13 protein-coding genes are annotated in these 16,795 nt (G+C 60.2%); 8 read left to right on the forward strand and 5 right to left on the reverse strand.

Going from position 1 to position 16,795, the window contains the following annotated elements; translation table 11 throughout:
- Nucleotide 1: 1 nt before the first annotated feature.
- The 3 genes from FHT92_RS14755 to FHT92_RS14765 are packed head-to-tail and all read left to right on the forward strand — an operon-like array spanning nucleotide 2 to nucleotide 3,530.
- Nucleotides 2–1,525, forward strand: coding sequence for an ABC transporter ATP-binding protein (locus tag FHT92_RS14755; protein WP_183826370.1), 1,524 nt, complete (start codon nucleotides 2–4; stop codon nucleotides 1,523–1,525).
- Nucleotides 1,522–2,622: an ABC transporter permease gene (locus FHT92_RS14760; RefSeq protein ID WP_183742886.1), complete on the forward strand. Its 1,101-nt coding sequence runs from the start codon at nucleotides 1,522–1,524 to the stop codon at nucleotides 2,620–2,622. Before FHT92_RS14755 ends, FHT92_RS14760 begins: the two co-directional genes overlap by 4 nt.
- A complete protein-coding gene (locus FHT92_RS14765) occupies nucleotides 2,619–3,530 on the forward strand; it encodes an ABC transporter permease (protein ID WP_183742885.1) in 912 nt (303 codons plus the stop codon). Before FHT92_RS14760 ends, FHT92_RS14765 begins: the two co-directional genes overlap by 4 nt.
- 42 nt (nucleotides 3,531–3,572) lie before the next feature.
- Here the strand turns inward: FHT92_RS14765 and FHT92_RS14770 are convergent, their stop codons facing one another.
- Both FHT92_RS14770 and FHT92_RS14775 read right to left on the reverse strand, forming a co-directional pair.
- Nucleotides 3,573–4,487, reverse strand: coding sequence for a proline iminopeptidase-family hydrolase (locus tag FHT92_RS14770; RefSeq protein WP_183826373.1), 915 nt, complete (start codon nucleotides 4,485–4,487; stop codon nucleotides 3,573–3,575).
- Nucleotides 4,488–4,540: 53 nt separating this feature from the next.
- A complete protein-coding gene (locus tag FHT92_RS14775; protein WP_183826377.1) occupies nucleotides 4,541–5,323 on the reverse strand; it encodes a LuxR family transcriptional regulator in 783 nt (260 codons plus the stop codon).
- Between the two features lie 120 nt (nucleotides 5,324–5,443).
- Between FHT92_RS14775 and FHT92_RS14780 the strand changes: the two genes are divergently transcribed.
- From FHT92_RS14780 to FHT92_RS14800, 5 genes are read left to right on the forward strand one after another with little or no spacing between them, the layout of a single operon-like run.
- The gene (locus tag FHT92_RS14780) at nucleotides 5,444–6,334 is read left to right on the forward strand and encodes a proline iminopeptidase-family hydrolase (protein WP_183826380.1); all 891 of its coding nucleotides are present in this window, start codon (nucleotides 5,444–5,446) and stop codon (nucleotides 6,332–6,334) included.
- 51 nt (nucleotides 6,335–6,385) lie between these two features.
- Nucleotides 6,386–7,324 (forward strand): ABC transporter permease, encoded by a 939-nt coding sequence (locus tag FHT92_RS14785; protein ID WP_183826383.1) that lies wholly within the window; start codon nucleotides 6,386–6,388, stop codon nucleotides 7,322–7,324.
- Nucleotides 7,321–8,172 carry an ABC transporter permease gene (locus tag FHT92_RS14790; RefSeq protein ID WP_183826386.1) on the forward strand — a complete coding sequence of 284 codons (852 nt, stop codon included), beginning with the start codon at nucleotides 7,321–7,323 and terminating at the stop codon, nucleotides 8,170–8,172. The genes FHT92_RS14785 and FHT92_RS14790 overlap by 4 nt, the downstream gene beginning before the upstream one ends.
- Nucleotides 8,169–9,872 carry an ABC transporter ATP-binding protein gene (locus FHT92_RS14795; RefSeq protein WP_183826389.1) on the forward strand — a complete coding sequence of 568 codons (1,704 nt, stop codon included), beginning with the start codon at nucleotides 8,169–8,171 and terminating at the stop codon, nucleotides 9,870–9,872. The genes FHT92_RS14790 and FHT92_RS14795 overlap by 4 nt, the downstream gene beginning before the upstream one ends.
- Before the next feature lie 19 nt (nucleotides 9,873–9,891).
- A complete protein-coding gene (locus FHT92_RS14800) occupies nucleotides 9,892–11,406 on the forward strand; it encodes an ABC transporter substrate-binding protein (protein ID WP_183826393.1) in 1,515 nt (504 codons plus the stop codon).
- Nucleotides 11,407–11,533: 127 nt separating this feature from the next.
- On the opposite strand, the gene FHT92_RS14805 is transcribed toward FHT92_RS14800, so the two are convergent.
- The 3 genes from FHT92_RS14805 to FHT92_RS14815 form a co-directional block, all read right to left on the reverse strand.
- Nucleotides 11,534–12,064 carry a winged helix DNA-binding protein gene (locus FHT92_RS14805; protein ID WP_183826396.1) on the reverse strand — a complete coding sequence of 177 codons (531 nt, stop codon included), beginning with the start codon at nucleotides 12,062–12,064 and terminating at the stop codon, nucleotides 11,534–11,536.
- 24 nt (nucleotides 12,065–12,088) lie between these two features.
- On the reverse strand, nucleotides 12,089–15,715 hold the full coding sequence (locus FHT92_RS14810; RefSeq protein WP_183826399.1) for a hydantoinase B/oxoprolinase family protein: 3,627 nt from the start codon (nucleotides 15,713–15,715) through the stop codon (nucleotides 12,089–12,091).
- Between the two features lie 228 nt (nucleotides 15,716–15,943).
- Entirely contained in the window at nucleotides 15,944–16,738 is a 795-nt protein-coding gene (locus FHT92_RS14815) for a transporter substrate-binding domain-containing protein (RefSeq protein WP_183826402.1), read from the reverse strand.
- Between the last annotated feature and the right edge of the window lie 57 nt (nucleotides 16,739–16,795).

Genomic DNA, 16,795 nt, shown 5'->3' on the forward strand with positions numbered 1-16,795 from the left:
CATGGAAAGCCCGCTCCTGTCGCTACGCGGCATTTCCAAGAGCTACGGCCAGGTCCATGCCAACCAGCAGATCGACCTTGACGTCGCTCCCCGCTCGATCCATGCCATCCTCGGAGAAAACGGGGCCGGCAAATCGACCCTGATGAAGCTGATCTATGGCGTCGAGCAGCCGGACAGCGGAACTGTTTCCTGGAACGGGCAGAACCTCAGCCTTGCCTCTCCGGCAGAGGCAAGGCGTGCCGGCATCGGCATGGTCTTTCAGCATTTCTCGCTGTTTGAGAGCCTGACTGTCGTCGAAAATATCCGCCTGATCGTCGCCGGCAACAAAGCCGAACTTGCGGAGCGTATCCGCAAGCTCGGGCACGAGTTCGGCCTCGAAGTCGATCCGCTCGCCCATGTACACTCGCTTTCGGTCGGCGAGCGGCAACGCGTGGAAATCATCCGCTGCCTGATGACCGATCCAAAACTGCTGATCCTCGACGAGCCGACATCGGTCCTGCCGCCGCAGGCCGTGGAGAAGCTGTTCGAGACCTTGCGACGTCTGCGCGACGGCGGCGTTTCCATCCTTTTTATTTCCCACAAGTTGGAAGAAATCCAGTCGCTTTGCGACCGGGCGACGATCCTGCGCGGTGGACGCGTGACCGGCCACGTCGATCCGCGCGAGCATGATGCCCATGACCTTGCCCGCATGATGATCGGCCGTGACATGCCGGAACCCATGCCGGCGTTGCCGCTTTCCGAGGGCGAGAAGCGACTGGAGCTGATCGGCCTCGATTACAGGCCGGATGATCCCTTCGCCGTGCCGCTCTCGCAAGTCAGCCTTAGCGTCCGCGCGGGCGAGATCCTCGGCATTGCCGGAATTTCGGGCAATGGCCAAAGCGAGCTTGCCGCACTGATCTCAGGCGAGACGATCCTGCCGCGCGAGCAGCGCGACCAAATCTTCATGATGGGCAAGGATGTCGGCATGCTCGACCCGGCGACCCGCCGGAAACTAGGATTTGCCTTCGTGCCGGAGGACCGGCTCGGTCGCGGTGCGGTCCCCGAAATGTCGCTCACGCTCAATAGCCTGCTGACGGCCCATCCTCTGAACCTCGTCAAAAACAGCTTACTCGACAAGGCGCAAGCAACCGCCTTCACCAACGCGTGCATTCGTGATTACGACGTGCGTACGCGCGGTCCCGAGGCCGAAGCCGGCTCCCTTTCCGGCGGCAATCTTCAGAAATTCATCGTCGGGCGCGAAATCATGCTGGCGCCGAAGCTGCTCTTCCTCGCTCAACCCACCTGGGGCGTCGATATCGGCGCAGCCTCGGCAATCCGCAAGCGGCTGATCACGTTGCGCAACGAAGGCATGGCGATCCTCGTCATTTCCGAGGAGTTGGAAGAACTGTTCGAACTCAGCGACTTCATCCAGGTCCTGCACCACGGCATGCTGAGCCCGCCGCTCGTCACGCGCGACACCAAACCCGAAGAGATCGGCCGATACATGATCGGCGCCCAGTCGCAGCGCGAGAAAGCGATCGCATGAGCAGACCTCTGTTTGCCGCCCTGCCAACCCTCGTGCGCCGGGAGCGCGCCTCGCTTGTCGCTACCCTGCTTGCCCCGCCCATCGCACTCGCTGTCACGATCATCCTCAATCTCGGCCTTTACGTCGTCATGGGACGTGATCCGGCTGCGGTCATCTATGCGATGCTGATCGAACCCTTCTTTTCCTGGGCATCCTTCTCCGAAGTCCTGCTGAAAACCGGGCCGCTGCTGCTGATCGCGCAAGGGTTGGCGATCGGCTTCCGCGCCAAGGTCTTCAACATCGGCGCCGAAGGGCAATTCGTGCTCGGCGCGATCTTCGCCTCGGCTATCCCGATCTGGTGGCCTGATGCAGCGGGCCAGTGGATCTGGCCGGCAATGCTGCTGCTCGGCATGATCGGCGGCGCTCTCTGGGCATCGCTAACCGCCTTCTGGCGTGTCCGGCTCAACGCCAACGAAATCCTGGTCTCGCTGATGCTGAGCTTCGTTGCGGTGCAGCTTCTCAATTATCTACTGCTCGGCCCCTGGAAGGATCCGAATGGCTTCAACTTCCCGCAGTCGGTGATGTTTCAGTATGATGCGATGGTGCCGATCCTGATCGAGGGAACGCGCGTCAATGTCTCGTTGATCCTTGCCGTTCTTCTGTCGATTGCCGCGTGGATCTTCATGCAGAAGAGCTTCATCGGCTATAAATTGCAGGTTGGCGGATTGGCGCCACGTGCGGCGAGCTATGCCGGCTTCAAAGAGGGCTGGGCAATATGGCTGTCGCTGCTGATCGGTGGCGCAGCCGCCGGTCTTGCGGGCGCGGCCGAAGTCGCCGGCCCGCTCGGCCAGCTGCAGCGCTCGATCTCGACCGGTTATGGCTATGCCGCAATCATCGTCGCCTATCTCGGCGGGCTGCACCCGATCGGCATCGTCATATCGTCGGTCGTCATGGCGGCCCTCTACATTGGCGGCGACAATGCCATGGTCTCCGCCAACCTGCCGATCGCTGCCGTCCGCGTTTTCCAGGGCAGCCTGCTGCTCGCCTATCTGATCGCCGTCGCCTTCGTCCGCTACCGCCTTGCCTGGCGCTCTGCCGCCGTTCGGAGCCCATCATGAATGCTATCGAGTTCATCCTGGCCGGCATGCTGGCGGCCGCGACGCCCTTTTTGCTCGCAGCGCTTGGCGAGCTTGTGGTCGAGCGCGCGGGCGTGCTCAATCTCGGCGTCGAAGGGCTAATGGCGTTCGGCGCCGTCATTGCATTCATCGTCGTCTATCACGGCGGCGGCCACTTTCTTGCTTTTCTTGCAGCCGGCATCGGCGGCATCCTGCTCTCGCTTGTTTTTGCCGGGATCATTCTTGGCTTCAACGCAAACCAGGTCGCGACGGGGCTTGCTATCGGCATTTTCGGTCAGGGCCTGTCGGCGCTGTTCGGCAAGAGCTATGAGAGCCTCACCATCAAGGCGCTGCCGAAAATCGCTATTCCGGGCCTTTCCGACATTCCTGTCATTGGCGGATTGTTCATCCAGGATATCGTCGTTTGGCTTTCGCTTTTGGTGACACTCGCGATCTGGGCGACGTTTGCCTATAGCAAGATCGGTCTCGTCATTCGTGCCGTCGGCGAAAACCCAAAGGCTGCTCACGCCATCGGCTATTCCGTCATCGCCGTACGCTTCACCGCTGTCGCATTCGGCGGGATGATGGCCGGCTTTGCCGGCGCTTACGCATCGACGATCTATACGCCGCTCTGGGCGGACGGCATGATCGCCGGCCGAGGCTGGATCGCTATTGCGCTCGTCGTCTTCGGAACCTGGCTAACGGGGCGGATATTCCTCGGAGCTTGCCTCTTCGGTGCCGTCTCGCTGATGGGGCTTGCAGCCCAGGCAACCGGGCTCGACGTGCCCTCGCAGCTTTTGTCTTGCCTGCCCTATCTCGTGACGATCATCGTGCTCGGCATCATCTCGGCAGATCGCCGCCTGCTGAAGCTCAACGGCGTCGCCTCGCTGGGTGAGCCATTCGAGCGGTAATGGAATGCGGCCTGCACTGACCGCGCAGGCCGCTGACTGCGTTCAATCATGCCTGGTGAGAAAGGCTGAGACGACGTCGAGGCAAAGATCCTTTTCCTCGACATGCGGCATGTGGCTGGAATTCTCGAAGAGCACCCACTCGCAACCCTTCACGTGATCGACATAGGGTTTGACGACGAGCGGGGTCGCTTCGTCATATTTGCCGGAGATCAAAAGCGTCGGCACCTGAATGAGCGGCAGGCGATCCTCGATCGTCCAGTCCTTCATGCTGCCGATCACGTGGAATTCGGTCGGGCCGTTCATGTTGCGGTAGACAGTATTGTCTTCGTCCATGATCGCAAAAGTGCGCGCAACTTCCGGCGGCCATGGGGAAACGCGACAGACATGTCGGTCGTAAAAGACGCGCGAGGCCGCAACATAGTCCGGATCGGTAATGGTGCCGGCATCCTCATGCCTCAGCAGCGTGTCCTGTACCTCCTTCGGCAGTTCTTCCCGCAGACGGTTCGCCTCCGCCACCCAAGTATGCATGTTGGCCGGCGAATTGGCGATGACGAGCGCCTTCAGGCCGTTCGGCTGGCGTACGGCATGTTCTGCGCCCAGCATGCCGCCCCAGGACTGGCCGAGAAAGGCGTAACGATCCTGAATGCCGAGATGCTTCAGCAGCGTATCGAGTTCGTCGAGAAAGAGCGCCGGCGTCCAAAAATCCGGTCCCTTCTCGGGTAGCCGGGTCGAGTTGCCGTTGCCGAGCTGATCGTAATGGATGACGGCGCGGTCATCGAGCTCGGAGATGCCCTTGAAGGAATCGACATAGTCATGCGTACAGCCGGGACCACCATGGGCGACGACGAGTGGCAGTTTTCCGGAATCAAGCGAACCGGTGATGCGATACCATGTCCGGTATTCGCGAAACGGCAGAAAGGCTTCCTTCGTCGGAACTGGGGCCACTGATATCTCCATCCTCTAGGGCAACGATGGGAACCATAGCGTGGCCGAAAAGGCGAAGGCAGCTATCAGAAGTTATAGGATGGGCGATCTTCCAGCAGCCGGTAATGGGTGGCACGCACCACCGCCTGCGTGCGGTTGCGGGCGCCAAGCTTCTTGGCGGCCGCATTGAGATGCATGACGACCGTTGGCACCGAACGATTGATGACGCGCGAAATTTCCTTGGCCGAAAGTCCCTCTGCTGAATGGCGCAGGCATTCCCGCTCCCGCTCTGTCAAACGGACCTTGCCGACCCGCAGCGCCTCGGCGTCGAAAAGCGAATAGGCGGCCTCATGGAAGACATGGGCCAGCAGATTGAAATCGGCAATATAGCGCAGCGCGTGGTGCTCGAAATCGCTGTTAACGCCGAAACGGATGCCGGTCACAGTCGCATAATCGCCGCGCGGCATATGGACAGGAACCGTCACGCCCGTTGACATGTCGCGCTCGTTGAGGAAACGCGCCACCGGCACCGTGTCGTCGCTCATGAAGCGGTTGATCAGAGTATCGGCGTCTCTGTCGTAGTTCCAGAAGAAGGGTGCCGACGTGCGCAGGGCCACCTGCTGCACCGGATCGATGCGGAAATAGCCGCGATCGAACCAGTATTCGCGCATATCTTCGGAGATATTGCGCAGCTTCAACAGTGACGGGATCATGATCCCTCCGTCGAGATCATAAGGCACTGGCGTATAGTCGTAGATCAAGGCTTCGAAGCCTATCCCCTTCATCGCCTCGAAGACCTGATCGATGCGCCCCTCAAGTGTCTGGTGCGCTGAGAAATGCCGTCTTATCGTGCCGATTTCGTCAAGCATGGCAGGCTCCGGTGGTTTCCCACCCTATCACTTCTTATAGCTGGCAAAGAACATAGTTTCGGATAAAAATTTAGCCATGCCCAATTATTGAGCAAGCGAAATCTTCTGCCGGAGCGGTGAATGTGGCGTGAAATCGAGCCTGAGGCGCGACATGAGATCGAAGTCGACGGTTACAGGGTGGTCACCTACAGTTTCGGGAGCGGCAGCGAGACCGTCTTCTGCCTGAATGGCGGCCCCGGCCTGCCCTGCGACTACCTGCGTGAGGCTCATTCCTGCCTCATCGATAAGGGTTATCGCGTGGTGGCTTTCGATCAGCTCGGCACCGGCGCCTCCGACCGTCCGACCGACCGATCACTCTGGACCATCGGCCGCTATGTCGAGGAGACCGAGACGGTGCGCAAGGCACTCGGACTCGGCAAGGTGCATATGCTCGGCCATTCATGGGGCGGTTGGCTGGCGATCGACTATGTGCTCACCTATCCGGAAAACCTGCAGACGCTGATCCTGGAAGACACCGTCGCTGACATGCCGCACCTGATTTCCGAGCTGGAACGGCTGCGGGCTGCCCTCGGGCCTGAGACGGTCGCGATGATGCAGAAGCACGAGGCGCAGGGTACCTACAATCATCCGGAATATCAGGCCGCGGTGACGATCCTGAATTACCGCCACGTCTGCCGACTGCCGGAATGGCCGGCGCCTGTACGCCGGTCGCTCGACGACTGGAACATGGGTCCCTACGAGACGATGCAGGGGCCGAACGAATTTCTCTATATCGGCAATCTGAAGGATTGGAACCGCATTCCCGACCTGGAGCGCGTGACGACGCCGGTGCTGATCACCACGGGCGAACATGACGAGCTGACGCCGTCCTGCGCGCTGCGCATGAAGCTTGCCTTGCCGAATGCCGAGCTCAAGGTCTTCGCCAATGCCAGCCACATGCCGTTCTACGAAAATCCGCAAGATTATTATCCTGCGCTGGTCGATTTTCTATCGCGACACAGGGCAAGCTGATGCAGGATCAGGTGATCGGAACCCGCCGGAGACAAGGGGGCGAGCGCCGCCATGCATCGCTATAAATTCATACTGATCCGGCCGATCCAGTTTCTGCCCGTCATCTTCGGTATCAGCATCATCACCTTCATTCTGGTGCGATTGATCCCCGGCGATCCCGCCCGCAATATTCTTGGCACGCGCGCGACACCGACGGCTCTTGCCAATATCCGCGCCCAGTACGGCCTCGATCAGCCGATGTGGCTGCAATACTTTTACTTTCTCAAGAACCTCGCGAATGGCGAAATGGGCAAGTCGATCCTCTACAAGATCGACGTATTTCCGCTGATCGCCACGCGCATCGAGCCGACGATCGCGCTTGTCCTGACAAGCGTCATCCTTTCGATCCTGATCGCCGTGCCGATGTCGGCGATTGCCGCGCGCAACGCTGGCCGGGCGCCTGATCATGCAGTACGCGTCATCTCCACATTCGGGATCGGCTTTCCGCCTTTCTGGCTCGGCCTGATGCTGATCATTCTTTTCAGCGTCGAACTCGGCGCCCTGCCGGTCTCCGGCTATGGCACGACACTGGGCGATAAGCTCTCCCATCTCATCTTGCCGGCGCTGACCGTTGCATTGTCACTCTCGACGGTGCTGACCCGCAGTCTGCGTTCTGCGATGATCGAATCCCTGAAATCGGATGTAGCGACAGCCGCGCGCGCTCGCGGCATGCCCGAGAGTATCGTCTTCTGGCGGCACGTCCTGCCGAATTCGCTGGTACCGACAATCAATCTTCTGGCCGTCAACATTGGCTGGCTAATCGGCGGCACTGTCGTCGTGGAAAGCGTTTTTGCCCTACCCGGCATGGGCCAGTTGCTGGTGCGCGCCATCTTCTCGCGCGACTATATGGTTGTTCAGGGCGTCGCCATGACCTTTGCCTGCGCCACCGTGCTCGTCAATTTCATTGCCGATATCGTCACCGTCGCTGTCGATCCGAGGGTGAAGCTATGAGCGTCGAGGCCTTTACTCCCTCTCCCGCCGCCTGGCGCCGTTTCGTCGGCCGTCGGCTGACACTCGTCATCGGCGTCGGCATCCTCTTGTTCTTCCTGCTTCTGGCAATCGCCGCTCCGCTGGTCGCACCCTATGATCCGATCCTGCAGAATGCCGATGTACGGCTACAGTCACCCTCCTTCGCCCATCTCTTCGGCACCGATAATTTCGGTCGCGACATCCTGTCCCGCGTCATATGGGGCGCCCGCATCGACCTGCAGATCGCCGTCATCGGCGTGATCTTCCCCTTCCTGATCGGAACGACGGTCGGCACCATCGCCGGCTTCTTCGGCGGCATCGTCGATGCCGTCTTCATGCGCCTCGTCGATATCATTCTCGCCTTCCCGTTCCTTGTCCTGATGCTGTCGATCATCGCCATCCTGGGACCGGGCCTCAGCAGCTTCTATATTGCCATGGCACTGGTCGGCTGGGTCTCCTATGCGCGCCTTATCCGCGCTCAGATGCTGGTGCTGAAAAGCAGCGACTACGCGGTTGCCGCCGTCAGCCTCGGCTTCAGCCGTTTCAGGATCAAGTTCCGTCATCTCCTTCCGAATGCGATTGCCGGCTCCATCGTCTTTTCCATGTCGGATGCCACACTGGTGCTGCTCAGCGGCGCAGCGGTCAGCTATCTCGGCCTCGGCGTGCAGCCGCCGCTCGCAGAATGGGGCGTGATGGTCGCTGAAGGCCAGAGTTTCATCACTGCGGCCTGGTGGATCACGCTTTTCCCCGGCCTTTCCATCGTCTGCCTTGCCTTCGGTTTCAGCATGCTGGGTGATGCGCTCGGCGAACTTCTCGGAGTTCACGAATGAGCGCTTCGGTCCTTTCCGTCCGCGACCTGACGGTCAAGGTTCATCTCGATGGCGGCGTGCGAACGCTGATCGACCATGTCTCGCTTGACCTTGACAAGGGCGAAATCCTCGGCCTCGTCGGCGAAAGCGGCTCGGGCAAGAGCCTGCTCTGCCGCTCGCTCCTCCGGCTATTGCCCTCCTCTCTGATCACGATCGAGGGCGGCACCATCCTGCTCGAGGGGCGCGATCTGACCACAGCAAGTGATGCCGAGATGCTGGAAGTCCGCGGCGGCGAAATCGGGATGATCTTCCAGAACCCGACGAGCCATCTCGATCCGGTCATGCGCATCGGCGACCAGATTTCCGAGGGTATACGCTATCATCAGGGGCTGAGTGCCAGGGAAGCGCGGTCGGCGGCGATCGAGATCCTCGCACAGGTTGGCTTTCCCGATCCCGTTCGCCAATATGACAGCTATTCGCATGAGTTTTCCGGCGGCATGCGCCAGCGCGCCATGATCGGCGTGGCGCTCTCCTGCAATCCGAAAATCCTGATCGCCGACGAGCCGACGACGGCACTCGACGTAACGATCCAGGCGCAGATCCTGAAACTCTTGCTGGAGATCCGAGAAAAGCGCGGCCTGTCGATCATCCTCATCACCCACGATCTCGGCATCGTCGCCCAGACCTGCGACCGCATCGCTGTCATGCGCAACGGCAAATTGCTTGAACAGGGGCCGAAACGCACGATCCTGTCCCGACCGAAGGATGCCTATACGGTCAACCTGATCAACAGCCATCCCTCCATGTCGGATGAGGCAGCCGCACCGGAAGTTGCGCCATCCGCGGCATCGATCAAGCCGCTGCTCGAAATCGATGACCTGCATGTGCGTTTCAAGGTTGGCGGCAGCCTGTTCAAGGGCCGCGACAAGACAGTGAGCGCCGTTTCCGGCGTCAGCCTGCAGGTCATGCCGGGCGAAACCATTGGCATTGTCGGCGAATCCGGCAGCGGCAAGAGCACGCTTGCGCGCGCCGTGCTGGGGCTGACGCCGATTTCATCGGGTCACGTGTCATTTGAGGGTATAGACCTCGCGCAACAGCGGACCGCGGGTCTTGCAAAGCTGCGGCGCGAGACGGCGATGGTCTTCCAAGATCCTTATAACGCACTCAATCCGCGCCTTACGATCGGGCAGATGCTTGTCGAGGTGCTGAAGGTGCAGGGAAAGGTGCCGCCATCGGCCATTCCCGCGAGGATCGGCGAATTGCTCGATCTTGTCGGCCTGGAGCGGGAGTTTGCCGATCGCAAGCCTCGTAGCATGAGCGGCGGCCAGTGCCAGCGCGCCGGCATTGCCCGCGCACTTGCCGTCGATCCGAAGCTCATCATCGCCGATGAATGTGTCGCGGCCCTCGACGTCACCATCCAGGCACAGATTATCGCGCTCTTCCGCGAACTCACAGCCAAGATGAATCTGACGCTGATGTTCATCGCCCATGATCTGGCAATCGTGCGCAATCTCTGCGAACGCGTCGTCGTCATGTATCACGGCGAGATCGTCGAGGAAGGCCGTTCGGAAGAGGTCTTCGCACGGCCGAAACATCCCTATACCGCGGCACTGATCGCCGCCATTCCCGACATCGATCCGGACAAGCCGCTTCGGAGCAGCGCCAGCTTGGAAGACGAGCTGCCATCAATGCCGGCCCTGCCCGTCAAACGCATGCCATAACAACGAAGGGAACGAACGCATGATCACCAGATGGAAATCAATCGGGCTTGCAGCGCTTCTTGCCGGCCTGACGCTCAGCGCATCCTATGCCGAAGCCGCCGGCGTGCTTACGATCGGCCGCCGCGAGGATTCGACGACATTCGATCCGATCAAGACGGCGCAGAACATCGACAACTGGGTTTTCTCCAACGTCTATGACGTGCTGATCCGCGTCGACAAGACCGGCACCAAGCTGGAGCCCGGCCTTGCCGAAAGCTGGACCGTCTCAGACGATGGCCTGACCTATGTCTTCAAGATCCGCGACGCAAAATTCTCCGACGGTTCGCCGCTGACGGCGGAAGACGCGGCTTTCAGCCTGCTGCGTATCCGCGATGACGCAGGCTCGCTCTGGAGCGATTCCTACAAGGTGATCGACACGGCCGTAGCCACGGACCAGCACACGCTGACGATCAAGCTCAAGAACCCGTCGGCGCCCTTCCTGTCGACGCTGGCGCTGCCAAACGCATCCGTCATCTCCAAGGCCGGCATCGAATCCATGGGCGCGGACGCTTACGCCGAAAAGCCGATTGCATCCGGCGCCTTCGTTGTCGACGAATGGCGGCGCGGCGACCGTATCATCCTGAAGAAGAACCCGAACTTCTGGCAGGCGGACCGCGTGAAGCTCGACGGCGTCGAATGGATCTCCGTGCCTGATGACAATACCCGCATGCTGAACGTGCAGGCGGGCCAGCTGGATGCGGCGATCTTCGTACCATTCTCGCGCGTCGAGGAGCTGAAGAAGGATGCAGGCCTCAACGTGCTGATTGACCCGTCAACGCGTGAAGATCATCTGCTGATCAACCATGCGCATGGTGATCTCGGCAAGAAAGAAGTGCGCCAGGCGCTTGATCTGGCAATCGACAAGAAGGCGATCGTTGACGCCGTCACCTTCGGCCAGGGCACGATCGCCAATTCCTATATTCCGAAGGGCGCGCTTTACTATTACGCCGACAACCTGCAGCGCCCCTATGATCCGGAAAAGGCCAAGAAGCTGCTCACCGATGCCGGCGTCTCTAACCTGACGCTGAATTACCTGATCCGCGCCGGCGACGAAGTGGACGAACAGACGGCCGTGCTGGTGCAGCAACAGCTCGCCAAGGCCGGCATCACCGCCAACCTGCAGAAAGTCGATCCCAGCCAGGAATGGGACATGACGATCGCCGGCGACTACGATATCTCGGTCAACTACTGGACCAACGATATTCTCGACCCGGACCAGAAGACGACTTTCGTGCTCGGCCACGATTCCAACAACAACTACATGACCAACTACAAGAACGACGCGGTAAAGGAGCTGGTTGCCAAGGCTCGACTGGAGCTCGATCCGAAAAAGCGCGAACAAATGTATGTCGACCTGCAGAAGACCGCGAAGGACGACGTCAACTGGATCGATCTCTACTACAGCCCCTATATCAATGTGGCGCGCAAGAACATCGACAACTTCTATCAGAACCCGCTCGGCCGCTTCTTCCTGGAAGACACGGTCAAGAACTGAGGCCGGATCTTGCGATCGTGCTCCGCCTCTGAAGGGCGGAGCACGCTTTTGACGAGAGAGCGGAATGCCGATGGACGCCGGGTAGAGAGCCGAGAGAATGGCGACGTCTCTGCTCTCGCCATTTCGATCATAATGTTGCCGCTGATCTCGCCGCCTGCTCGTAATAGCCCGAGAGAGCTCTCAAATGGGCGGCAATGCTGGATAGATCGTCCTGCGACAGTCCCGACACTTTTGTTGCCTCGACCAGAAGCCGTTCGCGGATTTCCGAATAACGCGTCAGCGCCTCCAAGCCCTTATCGGTGACCTGGATGACTTTTTCCTTGCCGGATTTTCCGGTTTTGACGAGGCCGGCTGCGTCAAGCTTTTTCACCGCGTAGTTGGCAACATGCGTGTCTTCGATATCGAGCACGAGGCAGAGGTCGGACAATGTCTTCGGCCGGCCGCGATGGCGAACTGAGTGAATGATGAGGATCTCGACCGGCGACAGGCTCGGCACCCCGGCGGCAGCCATGCAGCGCACCATCCAGCGATTAAACGCGTGAGAAAAGAGGACCGATCCGTATTCGAGCTCCGAAAGAGCCGGCGAGCTGCCGAGTGCCAGATGGGCCGACGAGACGATCAGATCGCGGGGCGCCTTTTGTTCTTTCGATTTTTCCATTGAACGCACTTCCATCCCAATTGCTCAGGCATCTCTCGGTCCGTACCCGCCGCCTGTTGGCGTCACGACAGTAAAGGCTTCACCCGCTTCCAATACCGTGTGGGCAGCACCGATCAGTTCATCAGTCGTACCGTCGTTTCGGCGAACGTAGTTGCGGCCGGTCTGTCCATCTTCGCCGCCTTTCAGCCCGAACGGTGCCACGCGGCGATGACCGGAGAGAACGGCGAATTCCAGCTTCTCGAGCGGGCGGATCGTCCGCTGTGTGCCGTTGCCGGCATGCCACTGACCGCGGCCACCGGAATTTGGCCGGATATGGAAGTCCTCGAGCACAACGGGGAAACGGCTCTCCAGGATTTCCGGATCGGTGAGGCGTGAATTGGTCATATGCGTGTGCACGGCATCCGCACCGTTGAAGCCCGGGCCTGCCGGCGCGCCGGAGCAGATGGTTTCGTAATACTGGTACTTGTCGTTGCCGAAGGTCAGGTTGTTCATCGTGCCCTGGGCCGCGGCCATAGCGCCGACAGCACCTATCAGGCAATTGGTAACGGCCTGGCTGACTTCGACATTGCCGGCAACGACGGCTGCCGGATAAGCGGGCGTCAGCATGGTGCCATCGGGAATGACGATGCGGATCGGCCGCAGGCAGCCGGCATTCATCGGAATATCCGCCTCGACCAGCACGCGGAAAACATAGAGCACGGCAGCGCGCGTCACCGGCGCCGGCGCATTGAAATTATCCGTACGCTGGGCCGACGTGCCGGTAAAATCAACCGTCGCCTCGCGCTTTTCGCGATCGATGGAAATCTTGACGACGATCTTGCAGCCCTGATCCATCTCATAGGAAAATTCGCCGTCCGGCAGGCGGTCGAGAACACGACGCACGCTTTCGGCGGCGTTATCCTGCACATGGCTCATATAGGCATCGACCACGTCTTCACCGAAGAGCGCAATCATCTTCTTGAGCTCAGCCACGCCCTTTTCATTGGCGGCAACCTGCGCCTTCAGGTCGTTGACGTTCTGCGCCAGCGTGCGCACCGGATAACGCGCACCAGTGAGCAAATCCGCAAGAGCGTCTTCGCGGAATTTGCCGCGATCGAGCAGCTTGAAATTGTCGATATAGACGCCTTCCTCCTCGATATGCGTCGCAAGAGGCGACATCGAGCCCGGCGAGATACCGCCGATATCGGCATGGTGTCCGCGGCTCGCCACCCAGAAACGTATGCGCGTGCCGGCATCGTCGAAGACGGGCGTGCAGACTGTGAGGTCAGGCAGATGCGTGCCGCCATTATAGGGCGCATTGATCAGGAAGACGTCGCCCGGGCTAATAACCGGATTTTCGCGGATGGCGGTCGCCACCGACGCATCCATGGAACCGAGATGAACAGGCATATGCGGCGCATTGGCAACGAGATTGCCGTCCGCGTCGAAGACCGCGCAGGAAAAATCGAGCCGTTCCTTGATGTTGACGGAATAGGCCGTGTTCTGCAGCGTCACCCCCATCTGTTCGGCAATCGACATGAAGAGATTATTGAAGATCTCCAACATGACCGGATCGGCCTTGGTGCCGATCGCGGTGTGCGCAGGCAGCGCCTTGATGCGGGTCAGTACGATATGGTCGCGCGCCGTCAGCTTCGCCTGCCAGCCATCTTCCACGATGATGGTCTGGTTCGGCTCGATGATGATGGCCGGCCCGGTCACGGTCTGGCCGGGAAGGATGCGATCGCGCAGGACGACCGCGGCATCATGGCTTTCGCCCTGCGAATAAAACAGGGTCCGCCGGACGGGCGAAGCCTCGCCCTCACCCGCCTCGCCACGATCGATATCGATTTCGGCCGCGGCACCACCGATGCATTCGACCTCGACGGCTTCCACGACCAGCGGCTTGTCTTCGACGACGAAGCCGAAGCGGCGCTTGTGCAGCACCTCGAAGTCCCTGCGAAGGCGCGCCGGATCATCATCCTGCGGGAACAGCGCCTCGACGGCGAGCAGTGTATCGGTGCCAGGATAACGAATATGAGCGCGCAGCACTGTCTTGATCTTGTCGGTCTCGACGCCCTGCGCCACCAGCTCCGGCCGACACTCGCCCTGCAGCTCCCTACCAAGCGTAGCAATCGCAGCAGGCGCATCCGTGTTCAGCGGCACGCCGAGCGCCTTTTGGCGGGTGGAGCGAATATCGGCAAGGCCCATACCATAGGCAGACAGCAGGCCGGACATCGGATGAAGGAGAATGCTCTTCATGCCGAGCGCATCGGCAACCAGGCAGGCATGCTGGCCGCCGGCGCCGCCGAAGCAGTTGAGCGCATAACGCGTCACGTCATAACCGCGCTGGACGGAAATCTTCTTGATCGCCTCGACCATATTGGCGACGGCGATGCGGATGAAACCGTCAGCCACCTCTTCCGGGCTGCGCCCGTCACCGATCTCGGTCGCGAGTTCGGCGAATTTCCGCCGCACCGTCTCGACATGGAGCGGCTGATCCTGGTTCGGGCCGAAGATCGCCGGGAAGAAATCCGGCAGCAGCTTGCCGGCCATCACATTGGCATCGGTCACCGCAAGCGGCCCGCCATTGCGATAGCAGGCAGGGCCTGGATAAGCCCCAGCGGAATCGGGCCCGACACGGAAACGGCCGCTCTCGAAATGCAGGATGGAGCCCCCACCGGCAGCCACCGTATGGATCAGCATCATCGGCGCACGAACGCGCACGCCCGCCACTTCCGTTTCGAAAGCACGCTCATATTCGCCATCGAAATGTGCGACGTCAGTCGAGGTGCCGCCCATGTCGAAGCCGATCACATGGTCGAAACCGGCCTGCTCGCCGGTCTTGGCAAGACCAACAACACCGCCGGCCGGGCCGGACAGAATAGCGTCCTTGCCCTGAAACATGTCGGCCGCCGTCAGACCGCCAGAGGACATCATGAACATGACGCGCGCGCCGGTGCGCGCTACATCGAGCTCATCCGAAACCTGGTCCACATAGCGACCGAGAACCGGCGAAAGATAGGCATCGACAACGGTCGTATCGCCGCGGCCGACCAACTTGATCAGCGGCGAGACCTCGTGGCTGACGGAAACCTGCTCGAAACCGATGGCGCGGGCAATGCGCGCCGCTGCCGCCTCATGCTCCGGATATTTATAGGCATGCATGAAAACGATGGCGACAGCGCGGTAGCCCTTTGCGCGCAGATCGCGCAGCGCCACTTCCGTCGATGCTTCATCGAGATGAAGCTCGACCGTACCGTCAGCCAGTACGCGTTCGTCGAGCTCGACCACATCCTGATAAAGCGCTTCCGGCTTGATGATCTCGGTCGCAAAAATCTTCTTGCGTTCCTGGTAGCCGATGCGCAGAGCATCCCGGAAACCTTTCGTCGTCACCAGCGCCAGCCGTTCGCCCTTGCGCTCCAAAAGCGCATTGGTCGCGACGGTGGTGCCCATGCGCACCTCGCCGATCAATCCGGCCGGGATAGCTTCACCAGCTCTCAGACCGAGATGCAGACGGATCCCGTGGACAGCGGCATCACGATAGGCTGCCGGATTTTCAGACAGCACCTTTCGTGCGTGCAGGGCACCGGACGGGTCGCGTCCGACGATATCCGTGAAGGTGCCTCCACGATCGATCCAGAAATCCCAGCTACCAGCCGCAATGCCCGACAAAATCGCCTCCACCGTTCGTTTTCGACATCACTAAGAAATTATCGATAAATCGTCAACGTTTTATAGAAGACACAAACGCCGAGGGATATCGATGGGTGAAGAACGTAGGACCGGCCAGACATTCAGGCGCACGGAATCGAACGCCGCGACCCAAGGCCGCGGCGACAAGATTGGGATGATTAACGGATTCTTGAAGGCCAGCCCTCAAACCCCGCCCTTCCCGCTTGATCAACGCGAGGTCAGATCGTCGGGCAGTTCGGCATTGTGGTACTTACGGTAGATGTCGCGCAACACCTTGTTGTCGAAATTAGTTTTCACCCACTGGTCGAGCCAGGTCTTGAGGCCGGATTCGCCCTTTGGAATGCCGATGCCGAGGTTGGTTTCCTTCTGCGTGAATTTCACCTGCAGCGGGTGATCGGCCATCTTCTTGTTGATGCCGTTGATGACGGCCGACTGGCTGGAAACGGTATCAACCTGCCCTGACACGACCGAGGTGATCAGTGTTGCGTCATCCTCGAAGCGGACGATATTGGCACCCTTCGCGTTGGCAGTGATGTCCTGATCATTGGTCGTGGCGCGGGTCACACCGATGCGCTTGCCGTCGAGATCGGCATAGCCCTTGATCTCGATGCTCGGCTGAGAAGCAACGACGAGCGCGAGCGTCGCATAGGGAACGGAATAATCGATCGCCTTTTTGCGCTCTTCGGTGATGCCGAGCGAGGAGACGACCATGTCGGCCTTGCCGGTCTGGACAGAGGGAACGCGGGCGGCATTGGTAATTTCCACCAGTTCGAGCTGGACGCCAAGATCCCTGGCGATCAACTTGGCCGTTTCAATATCGGAACCCGACGGCTGCAGGTTTTCATCGACGAAGGAATATTCCGGAATGCCCATTGCTACCGCGATGCGCACCTTGCCGGCCTTCTTGATATTGTCGAGCACGTCGGCATGGGCAACGCTTGCCAGCGCCAGCAGGCTGGCGCCCGCCAACAGTGCCAGTTTCGAAATCATTGTCTTCGGCATACTCCAAGTCTCCTCTACCTGATTGCCTCTGCCCGCTCTCTGTCGGGCCTCCTCTCA

Source organism: Rhizobium sp. BK377 (genome assembly GCF_014193935.1).
Lineage (GTDB): Bacteria > Pseudomonadota > Alphaproteobacteria > Rhizobiales > Rhizobiaceae > Rhizobium.